The organism is Burkholderia reimsis, assembly GCF_003294055.1.
GTDB classification, from domain to species: Bacteria; Pseudomonadota; Gammaproteobacteria; order Burkholderiales; family Burkholderiaceae; genus Burkholderia; species Burkholderia cepacia.
In genome coordinates, this window is the sequence record NZ_QMFZ01000062.1 from 22,436 (window position 1) to 30,122 (window position 7,687).

The 7,687-nt window shown below is 56.5% G+C and carries 8 protein-coding genes; all 8 read left to right on the top strand.

The genetic code is table 11. The annotated features are described in order from the left end of the window. The first annotated feature begins 8 nt into the window (after positions 1 to 8). Positions 9 to 248: a hypothetical protein gene (locus tag DPV79_RS38780; protein WP_227791679.1), complete on the top strand. Its 240-nt coding sequence runs from the start codon at positions 9 to 11 to the stop codon at positions 246 to 248. 247 nt (positions 249 to 495) lie between these two features. Beyond that, positions 496 to 1,935, top strand: a complete 1,440-nt coding sequence (locus DPV79_RS38785; RefSeq protein ID WP_113047894.1) for a UbiA family prenyltransferase — start codon at positions 496 to 498, stop codon at positions 1,933 to 1,935. A 14-nt stretch (positions 1,936 to 1,949) separates the two neighbouring features. Further along, the gene (locus DPV79_RS38790; protein ID WP_113047895.1) at positions 1,950 to 3,140 is read left to right on the top strand and encodes a hypothetical protein; all 1,191 of its coding nucleotides are present in this window, start codon (positions 1,950 to 1,952) and stop codon (positions 3,138 to 3,140) included. After that, positions 3,137 to 3,475: a DMT family transporter gene (locus DPV79_RS38795; RefSeq protein WP_113047896.1), complete on the top strand. Its 339-nt coding sequence runs from the start codon at positions 3,137 to 3,139 to the stop codon at positions 3,473 to 3,475. Before DPV79_RS38790 ends, DPV79_RS38795 begins: the two co-directional genes overlap by 4 nt. A 17-nt stretch (positions 3,476 to 3,492) precedes the next feature. After that, entirely contained in the window at positions 3,493 to 5,226 is a 1,734-nt protein-coding gene (locus tag DPV79_RS38800) for a ShlB/FhaC/HecB family hemolysin secretion/activation protein (protein ID WP_113047897.1), read from the top strand. Positions 5,227 to 5,249: 23 nt separating this feature from the next. Beyond that, complete coding sequence (locus DPV79_RS38805; RefSeq protein WP_113047898.1) at positions 5,250 to 5,813, top strand: hypothetical protein; 564 nt, start codon at positions 5,250 to 5,252, stop codon at positions 5,811 to 5,813. Between the two features lie 448 nt (positions 5,814 to 6,261). Beyond that, the gene (locus DPV79_RS38815) at positions 6,262 to 6,855 is read left to right on the top strand and encodes a hypothetical protein (protein ID WP_113047899.1); all 594 of its coding nucleotides are present in this window, start codon (positions 6,262 to 6,264) and stop codon (positions 6,853 to 6,855) included. 228 nt (positions 6,856 to 7,083) lie between these two features. Further along, positions 7,084 to 7,687 (top strand): CsgG/HfaB family protein (locus DPV79_RS38820; protein WP_113047903.1); only part of this gene is annotated, 604 nt, incomplete at its 3' end.

Below are 7,687 nucleotides of genomic sequence, written 5' to 3' on the forward strand. Positions count from 1 at the left end.
TGAATACGATGACGACATTTAACATTGATTTCGTTAGTGACATGGAACACGAACACCTTATGGCGGAAGTCAGCTTTGGCGGGCAAAGACTGTGCATCATCGACAAAGAGAACGGAAATGATCAAATGAGAATTGAATTTTTGGTTGATCTGTACGTTCTTCCGGAAAGTGTGGAGATGAAGTTCAGTCTCGATGAGTTTATTAAAACATTGGATACTGCAAAGACTGAGTTGAAGAACTGCGCATAGGTATTGAGATTCCCTGAGGCCGACCGAGCTACTTACGGAGCGGTACGGTGACACCGGAAGACCGGGCCGCCGCCGCACGTGCGAACACGGAACAGGATCGGTAGGCGCGGCAGCAACACGATACAGCTAGGCGAACTAATTGAGAGGGAGTCAATAGGAGTGGGGTATTCGACGAGGGGCGGGAGTTTCGGGCGAAAAATGACGAATATATGTGGTATGGCTCCCCATTTAAGTTGAATCAAAAGAAATGCGAGAAACCAAGAAACTTCCGCTCGTCGTTGATCTGGATGGCACGTTGACGGTTTCGGATACCTTGATGGAATCCGTGATACGTGTCGTCAAGCGACAACCTGCGAACCTACTGCGCCTACCTTTCTGGCTCGCGGGCGGTCGCGCTGCGTTCAAGGCTAAGGTCGCAGAGCATGCCGATTTTCGAGCGGAAACGCTTCCGTATCGCGAATCTCTTATCGATTACCTCACGCGAGAACGTGAGAGCGGGCGAAAAATCGTGCTTGCAACTGCCGCACATTGTTCGATCGCTGAGCGTGTGAGCACGCATCTTGGCCTGTTCGATGGTGTCATCGCTACCGGTGATGACACGAATCTCAAGGGAGAGGCCAAACTGGCCTGCATTCGCCAGCAGATCGGCAACGAGTTCGTGTATGCGGGCGATAGCAAAGCCGACTTGCCGGTTTGGGCTGGCGCGAGAGGTGCCGTGCTTGCTGGCGTTTCATCGGATGTCGCCGCAAATGTTCGGAGCCACGTTCCCGTCGAACACGAGTTCACGAATGTACGTGCAACGTTCTCCACATGGTGCAAGGCCCTGCGTGTTCACCAGTGGCTAAAGAATTTGCTGCTGTTCGTCCCACTGCTTACCGCCTTTGCATTCCTCGATATCGGTAAGGTCGGTTTGCTTGCACTCGCGTTCTTGTCAATGTCGCTTGGCGCGTCGGCTACCTACATCGGCAACGATCTTTGGGATTTGGACAACGATCGCCGACATCCAAGAAAGCGAAATCGTCCCTTTGCGAGCGGGGCGTTGTCGATCAATCAAGGTATCGCGTGCGCAGCGCTACTGCTGACATTGGCGTTTGCCTTGGCGGTGGCGGTGTCCGCGGAATTTACGGGCATGTTCGCGCTCTATCTCTTCCTCACGACCGCGTACAGTTTGCGCTTGAAGTCGGTGGTGCTACTCGATGTGGTCGTCTTGTCACTGCTATACACCTACCGAATCGTCGCGGGGGCGGTCGCAGCGGAAATCATGGTCAGCCGATGGCTTCTCGCGTTCTCCATCTTTGCATTTCTCAGCCTCGCGCTCGTGAAACGTTGCTCCGAGTTGGTGCTTTTACGCCAGAGCGACAAAAGTGCGACGGCAGGCCGGGATTATCGTGTAAGTGACCTCGAAGTACTTTGGCCGTTTGGCATCGGCGCTTCTCTTGCAGCGGTGGTCGTGTTTGGTCTGTTCATCAACGCTCCGGAAACGATAGCTCGTTACACGATTCCGCACCTTCTCTGGTTCGTGCAGATCGGGTTGATCTACCTGTTCGGTCGTCTATGGATCGCAACAGTGCGTGGCGCGATGCACGACGATCCGATCGTCCATATTCTCGAGAATCGCGGTAGCTTCAGCATGCTTTGCATCATGGTGGTGATCGTGCTGGCCGCTCACTTCTTGCCAGCTCCGTGAGCGGCACAGTTCCTATGACAGAAAAAAACCAAAACCGCGTGCTGGCGTTCTGCCGCTTCGCCATCGTCTATGTGCTGCTGTTCGTATGCGCGGGAAACATCACCAACAGCATGTTGCTGAAGTGGGGTTTTCGTGACGACCAGAAAGGGGATTTTGCAACCAGCTACAGCCTCGTCGGCATGATGAACGGCGAGGCACCGAAGCCATATGTCTATCGCTCGTCGTTCCCGCGAGCCGCAAAATGGGTAGCCGAGCGGCTTGGGCAGGAAAAGCAGGAAAAGCTTTTCAAATCGATCAAACGACATGATTCGCTGCACAACGCCTATTTCACAAGTGTGCCGGACGAATATTGGACACCGATCGTGGCACTCGTCTATCACCTGACGTACATCGCGATCGTGTTGTCGACGCTGTTCGCGCTGTTGCTGGTCTACAAGCTGGCCAGACTACACGGCCTGAACTTCGGGCAATCCGTTGGCTTTCTGGCGGCGTTCGGCTTCATCTATCCGCTCACGTTTCAGCAGGGCGGTTACTACTATGACTTTTTCGAACTACTCGGCGTACTCGGTGCGTGCTATTTCCTGTTGACGAAGCGGATGCTGGCATGCACGTTGATGGTTTCCATCTTCTCCCTGAACAAGGAAACGTTCTTCCTTGTTCCGCTTGCGCTATTTTTCCTGCACGAGCGCGACGTTCCGGTATTGAAACGAGTCGGTTGGCTGGTGCTGCAGCTTGTGATCTGCGTGGGCACTCGCCATTTCATCATGAGCGGCTATGACGCGAATGCTGGTGGTTTCGTCGAATTTCACGTCTGGGATAACTTGAAATTCTGGCTTAATCCCTTGTCGTACCTGTCGTTCTACAACCTGATCGGCAAAGGCATCTTTACGCCAAGTCTCGAAAATCCGCTGATGCTTGTCCCGCTTGCGGTGTTCTTCGGCTCGGCGTGGCGCGCGACGCCACATCGATACCGTATCTATTTTTTTGCGGCATTCCTGCCGGTGCTGGTGTTGTTCTTCTTTTTCGGCTACCGCGATGAGGCGCGAAACTTTTCGGTCGTCTTTCCCGCCATCGTGCTGATCGCGCTCCATGGCGCGAATCGGTTCAATATGATTTTTGACGGGAACACGGGCGCATCCGATGACATCCACACAAGCACCAGGCCGCGGCCGGATGTGGCAGTCGTGACGGAGGCCGTGCGGTGAACTGGCTGATCGTCGTCGCAAGTGGCTTTTTCGGTGGTCTCGCGAGCATATTGCTCCGAGTTGCAGCTCTCAAGGGAATCGCATTTGGTGAATCGAGCCTGTTGCCATGGATCGCCCGCGGGGCAGCCATAGGTGCCTACGGTGTCGGGTTCCTCCTTTACGCAATCGCGCTGCGCAAAACAACGCTAGGCGTTGCGTATCCGACGATGGTGGCGATTTCCATGCTCGTGGTGTTGTCGTTCACGGCGTTACACGAACACCTGTTGCGGCCGATGCAGGTCGTCGGCGCTGTCGTCATCCTGATCGGGGTCTGGATGGTCACGCGGTACGCGTAATCGAGAGAATCAAATACATGAAGAAGAAAATCCGAGGGGGTAGCCTTGTTGCGGGGTCGTTGCTTATCGCATCGACCTGTGCGACGGCACAATCGGTACAGCCGCTTGGTAACGAACAACAGGCTCGTCAGCAGGAGGAGGCGCGCGAGCGTGAACGAATCGTTACCGCGCCGGGAGTTCGTTCGAGTGTCGCGGCGAGTGCAGGCTATCCACAGCTTCCGACCGAAACACCGTGCTTCCGCATTGATCGTTTCACGGTCGACGTTCCCGATTCGCTGCCGGACGGCGTGAAAGCGCAGGGCGCGTCCGTACTGCCGATGGATCGCTTCGCGTTCGCACGTGAATGGCTCGAACACTACACGGGGCAGTGCGTTGGCAAGCAAGGGCTTGATGTGCTTGTCAAAGCGTTGTCGCAAGACATTCTTTCGCGCGGGTACATCACGACGCGCGTGCTGCTCCCCGAACAGGATTTGTCGTCCGGTACGTTGAAAGTCTCGCTGATTCCCGGCGTGATCCGACACGTGCGCTTCGCCGATGAAAAACTGCGCGGCACATGGAAAACCGCGTTTCCGACGCGCGACGGCGAACTGTTGAACCTGCGCGACCTTGAGCAAGGTTTGGAGCAGATGAAGCGCGTACAGAGTCAAGACGTATCGATGCAGATCGTTCCGGGCGACGTACCGGGCGAAAGCGATGTCGTGCTCGACGTGAAACGCGGCAAACCGTGGACTGTGGTGGCATCGATCGACAACTCGGGCACGCGCGCGACCGGCAAGCTGCAAGGCAACCTGTCGATCGGCATCGATAACCCGCTCGGCCTGAACGACATCTTCAACGTCGGCGTGAGCCAGGACCTTGAACTTGGCGACAAGCGCCTTGGTTCGCACGGCTGGAACGGCTTCTATTCGATTCCATGGGGTTACTGGACCGCCACGCTCGCAGGGTACACGAACACGTACTACCAGCAGATTGCAGGCGTGAATCAGACGTTCATCGCGAGCGGTAACTCGAAGACCGTCGATTTCAAGCTGGCCCGTGTGCTCGCGCGTAGCCAGGACGATGTGTTCGGTGGATATGTTCGCTTGTCGCGGCGATTCGGCCAGAGCTTCATCGAAGACACGGAAATCACGCAGCAACGCCGCAACAACACGATTGTCGAGCTTGGCCTCACCGATCGCCACTACTTCGACGGTGCGCAGTTCGACGGCACGCTGGCCTATCGTCAAGGCGTTGGTGGGCTCGGCGCGCAGGACGACATACTGGCCGTCGACGGCGGCCCGACCTATCGATTCAAGATGGCGGTGCTCGACGCGAATCTTTCGGTGCCGTTTGCGATCGGGAAACAGCCGTTCCGCTATGTCGGATCGATTCACGGCCAGTACACGGGGAACACCCTGTACTACCTCGACGACATGACCATCGGTAGCCGATACACCGTGCGCGGCTTCGACGGCGAAACGATGCTGGCGGCAGCGCGCGGCTTCTACTGGCGTAACGAGTTGCAAATGCCGATTGGCCAGACGGGTCAAGCGGTGTATGCCGGGCTGGATTATGGGCGCGTGTGGGGGCCTCAGCCGATCGCGCTTGTCGGTACGCAGTTGGCTGGCGCTGTCATCGGCGTGAAGGGAAGCATCGGTACGCGATTCGGGTCTTACGGATACGACCTGTTTGCCGGCACGCCGGTCTACAAACCGTCCGGCTTCCCGACTGCTCGGGTAATGGTTGGCTTCCAACTTACCTCGCAATTCTAAGATCGTCGTATCGAGAATCCGTCATGCTCCGAAACACACTATCGGCACTTGGGCTTTGCGTCCTCTTCGTGGGCTGCGCATCGCACAAAGTGCAGAGCGTTGCCTACGATCCGGCCAGTGACGCACGTATTCGCGTCTACTTCGGGACTGATACCCATTTTTATTTCAATACAGAGTGCGAGCCGAAGAAGCACGCTTTTAGTTTCGCGAATCGCGGCATGTGGGTCGCGAGACCACGCATGCTGAATCTCGCGAACACGACAATCGGCATGCCTGTCCCTGAAGATGCCTACCGCTATTACGACGAATACGTGATCAAGGCTAACGAGCCATTGACGATTACGCTCGATACCGGCGGAACATCGCAAACCGGCGGCGTGGTGTTCTCGACGCCACGCGAACATGCATCGGGTACGTTCGTGCCGCAAGCAGGCAAAGACTACGAAGCTTTTGCTGTCCGCCGATCCGGATATTTTCGGCTCAACGTTCGTAGGCTGATTGTCGACGGTGAGCGTGTGCGAACTGAACCTGTCACGGTGCCTGCGGCCCGAGAATGTGCTGATAGCGTCGAGAGTCCGGTTGGTTGATCGAGCGAGCGAAAGGAAGGGTGAAATTGCGCCCCCGGGTGCCCTTAGAAAGGTCGAGCAGTGGAAGATGAGCAACTGTTAAACGATGAAATCGCGGACGAACCACAGTCGAACCGTATCCCCCCACGGCATCCGTGGTTGAACGGCAAGCGTCGCGCGATGGAGAAGGCGCGACAGACGTACGTCGAGCAGCCGACACTCGAGCGGACACCCGTACCTGCTGCCGAACCGCGACTTATCGTGAAGCGGAAGCGGCGACTGGTAATCGATTGATATTTCGGGTTTGATTGGTCGCGTCTAGGCTCCCCTCCGGGTCTAGATGCTTTGCGCGGTAAGCAGAATCGCCGTGCCTTTTTATGCGGGAGTCACCTCGGGGAGACTTGGGTCAAGTCGGTCAGGTGGGGTGTTGTTGATTTGCTTAGGTATATTTAACGATTGAGAGAAAAAAATGAAGAAGAAACTGATTCTGGCTGGACTGATGGGCTCGGCAGTTTTGCTGGCGGCGTGCGGAGGTGGAGATGGTGGTGGCGCAAGTGCTGCGAACAGCAGTAGCACCGCGGGTTCGACCTCGCAAACCACGTCGCCTGCGCCAACGACGACATTGGCATGCACCGATGGCTACAAGAAGTTGACGATCTCGAACAGCAACGTGGTCGCCAATGCGAACATCAATCTCACGACTGACGATGGCATTGCAACTTTGACGCTCAAGACGCCTGCAAATGGTCAAACGGGCGATCTGACGGTGTGTCTGGGCAAAGCTGATCCGTCGTCCGTTGGCGCGGTAGCGGACTATATTTATCAAATCGAGGTGCGCCAGGGCGACCTTCATTCGATGGCATCGGCAACGCTCACGCTGAATTTCACGACCAATGTTACGCCCAGTCCGAACCCACCGGTGATCGAGCTCGCGGACAGCTCGGCAGGCGAGACGGTCTATAAGCCGCTGGTCCAGGGGGCGTCGTATGTGAACCCGCCGAACTACAGTTTGAGCACGAGCGCACAAAACCCCGGTGTCTATGTCGTGCGCCTGAAGAAGTAACGACATTTTGCAGGTAGGGTTAAGCCTGAATTCCGGCGAAAAAAAGACGTGCACGCTGGCTCTGGCCGGCGCGTATGTTTCCGCAAATCGTTGCGTTTCTCGCGTTAGAGAGCATCCGCGTGCAGCGGCTCCTGACGTGGCGTTGAACGAGTCGGCAGCACGACTTCAGTAGACCTCATGTGCGTCTCTCCCAAAATCGCCGCACTTTTCCTTAACGAGGAGATTTAATTGAAAGTTTCCAATAACTGTCACGTATTGGTGATCGCTGCTGCGGTTGCGATCGGCCTGACCGGTTGCGCGACTGAGTCGTCACGTACGCTCGATGTGCCGGTCGTCAGTAGCGCGCAGAAGCCATATGCCGGCAAACCCGTCGCGATCGCGGTTGGCAAGTTCGACAACCGTTCGAGCTACATGCGCGGCATCTTCTCGGACGGCATCGACCGTCTCGGCGGACAGGCGAAGACTATTCTCGTGACGCGTCTGCAGCAGAGCCGCCGCTTCAACGTGCTTGATCGTGAGAATCTCGACGAAATCAAGCAGGAAGCGGGATTCATGAAGAAGGCGCAGGCCGTCAAGGGCGCGAATTACGTGGTGACGGGCGATGTGACCGAGTTTGGGCGCAAGGACGTTGGCGATCACCAATTGTTCGGCATTCTCGGCCAGGGCAAGACGCAAGTCGCGTATGCGAAGGTCAATCTGAACATCGTCGATACGACGACGTCGGAAGTCATCGCATCAAGCCAGGGCGCCGGCGAGTACAGCCTGTCGAACCGCGAGATCATCGGCTTCGGCGGCACCGCGAGCTATGACTCCACGCTGAACGGCAAGGTGC